The sequence below is a fragment of the Streptomyces capoamus genome (genome assembly GCF_014654935.1).
Classification (GTDB): domain Bacteria; phylum Actinomycetota; class Actinomycetes; order Streptomycetales; family Streptomycetaceae; genus Streptomyces; species Streptomyces capoamus.
This window is the reverse complement of the sequence record NZ_BNBF01000063.1, coordinates 1-3031: the sequence shown is the minus strand read 5'-3', so window position 1 is coordinate 3031 and position 3031 is coordinate 1. Positions and strand designations below refer to the sequence as shown.

1 protein-coding gene is annotated in these 3031 nt (G+C 35.7%); it reads left to right on the top strand.

Translation table 11 applies throughout. From position 1 onward, the window contains the following. Positions 1-2746 precede the first annotated feature (2746 nt). Positions 2747-3031: Ycf2 family protein (locus IE312_RS44760; RefSeq protein ID WP_229900943.1), on the top strand; the 285-nt coding region annotated here is incomplete at its 3' end.

Genomic DNA, 3031 nt, shown 5'->3' with positions numbered 1-3031 from the left:
GGAAGAAAGCGAAGAATTTCTTGGGAATCCTACAAGAGCCATTCGTTCTTTTTTCTCTGACAGATGGTCAGAACTTCATCTGGGTTCGAATCCTACTGAGAGGTCCACTAGGGATCAGAAATTGTTGAAGAAAGAACAAGATGTTTCTTTTGTCCCTTCCAGGCGATCGGAAAATAAAGAAATAGTTAATATATTCAAGATAATTACGTATTTACAAAATACCGTCTCAATTCATCCTATTTCATCAGATCTGGGATGTGATATGGTTCCGAAGGATGAACTGGATATGGACAGTTCCAATAAGATTTCATTCTTGAACAAAAATCCATTTTTTGATTTATTTCATCTATTCCATGAACGGAAGAGGGGGGGATACACGTTACGCCACGAGTCAGAAGAGAGATTTCAAGAAATGGCAGATCTATTCACTCTATCAATAACCGAGCCGGATCTGGTGTATCATAAGGGATTTGCCTTTTCTATTGATTCCTACGGATTGGATCAAAGACAATTCTTGAAGGAGGTTTTCAACTTCAGGGATGAATCAAAAAAGAAATCTTTATTGGTTCTACCTCCTATTTTTTATGAAGAAAATGAATCTTTTTATCGAAGGCTCAGAAAAATTTGGGTCCGGATCTCCTGCGGGAATTATTTGGAAGATCAAAAAAGAGTGGTATTTGCTAGCAACAACATAATGGAGGCAGTCAATCAATATAGATTGATCCGAAATATGATTCAAATCCAATTCCAATATAGTCCCTATGGGTACATAAGAAATGTATTGAATCGATTCTTTTTAATGAAGAGACCTGATCGCAACTTCGAATATGGAATTCAAAGGGATCTAATAGGAAATGATACTCTGAATCATAGAACTATAATGAAAGATACGATCAACCAACATTTATCGAATTTGAAAAAGAGTCAGAAGAAATGGTTCGATCCTCTTATTTTTCTTTCTCAAACCGAGAGATCCATAAATCGGGATCCTAATGCATATAGATACAAATGGTCCAATGGGAGCAAGAATTTCCAGGAGCATTTGGAACATTTCGTTTCTGAGCGGAAGAGCCGTTTTCAAGTAGTGTTCGATCAATTATGTATTAATCAATATTCGATTGATTGGTCTGAGGTTATTGATAAAAAAGATTTGTCTAAGTCACTTCGTTTCTTTTTGTCTAAGTTACTTCGTTTCTTTTTGTCCAAGTTACTTCTTTTTTTGTCCAAGTTACTTCTCTTTTTGTCTAACTCACTTCCTTTTTTCTTTGTGAGTTTCGAGAATATCCCTATTCATAGGTCTGAGATCCACATCTATGAATTGAAAGGTCCGAACGATCAACTCTGCAATCAGTTGTTAGAATCAATAGGTCTTCAAATCGTTCATTTGAAAAAGTTGAAACCCTTTTTATTGGATGATCATAATACTTCTCAAAAATCGAAATTCTTGATCAATGGAGGAACAATATCACCATTTTTGTTCAATAAAATACCAAAGTGGATGATTGACTCATTCCATACTAGAAAGAATCGCAGGAAATCTTTTGATAACACGGATTCAGCCTATTTCTCAATCGTATCCCACGATCAAGACAATTGGCTGAATCCCGTGAAACCATTTCAGAGAAGTTCATTGATATCTTCTTTTTCTAAAGCAAATCGACTTCGATTCTTGAATAATCCACATCACTTCTGTTTCTATTGTAACAAAAGATTCCCTTTTTATGTGGAAAAGGCCCGTCTCAATAATTCTGATTTTACGTTTACGTATGGACAATTCCTCACTATCTTGTTCATTCACAACAAAACATTTTCTTCGTGCGGTGGTAAAAAAAAACATGCTTTTTTGGAGAGAGATACTATTTCACCTTCGTCAATCGAGTCACAGGTATCTAACATATTCATATCTAACGATTTTCCACAAAGTGGTGACGAAAGGTATAACTTGTACAAATCTTTCCATTTTCCAATTCGATCCGATCCATTAGTTCGTAGAGCTATTTACTCGATTGCAGACATTTCTGGAACACCTCTAATAGAGGGACAAAGAGTCAATTTTGAAAGAACGTATTGTCAAACTCTTTCAGATATGAATCTATCCGATTCAGAAGAGAAGAGCTTGCATCAGTATCTCAATTTCAATTCAAACATGGGTTTGATTCACACTCCATGTTCTGAGAAATATTTACAGAGGAAAAAACGGAGTCTTTGCCTAAAAAAATGCGTTGACAAAGGGCAGATGGATAGAACCTTTCAACGAGATAGTGCTTTTTCAACTCTCTCAAAATGGAATCTATTCCAAACATATATGCCATGGTTCTTTACTTCGACAGGGTACAAATATCTAAATTTGATATTTTTAGATACTTTTTCAGACCTATTGCGGATACTAAGTAGCAGTCAAAAATTTGTATCCATTTTTCATGATATTATGCATGGATTAGATATATCATGGCGAATTCTTCAGAAAAAATTGTGTCTTCCACAAAGGAATCTGATAAGTGAGATTTCGAGTAAGTCTTTACATAATCTTCTTCTGTCCGAAGAAATGATTCATCGAAATAATGAGTCATCATTGATATCGACACATCTGAGATCGCCAAATGTTCGTGAGGTCCTCTATTCAATCCTTTTCCTTCTTCTTGTTGCTGGATATATCGTTCGTACACATCTTCTCTTTGTTTCCCGAGCCTATAGTGAGTTACAGACAGAGTTCGAAAAGATCAAATCTTTGATGATTCCATCATACATGATTGAGTTGCGAAAACTTCTGGATAGGTATCCTACATCTGAACTGAATTCTTTCTGGTTAAAGAATCTTTTTCTAGTTGCTCTGGAACAATTAGGAGATTGTCTAGAAGAAATACGGGGTTCTGGCGGCAACATGCTATGGGGTGGTGATCCCGCTTATGGGGTCAAATCAATACGTTCTAAGAAGAAAGATTTGAAAATCAATTTCATCGATATCATCGATCTCATAAGTATCATACCAAATCCCATCAATCGAATCACTTTTTCGAGAAATACGAGACAT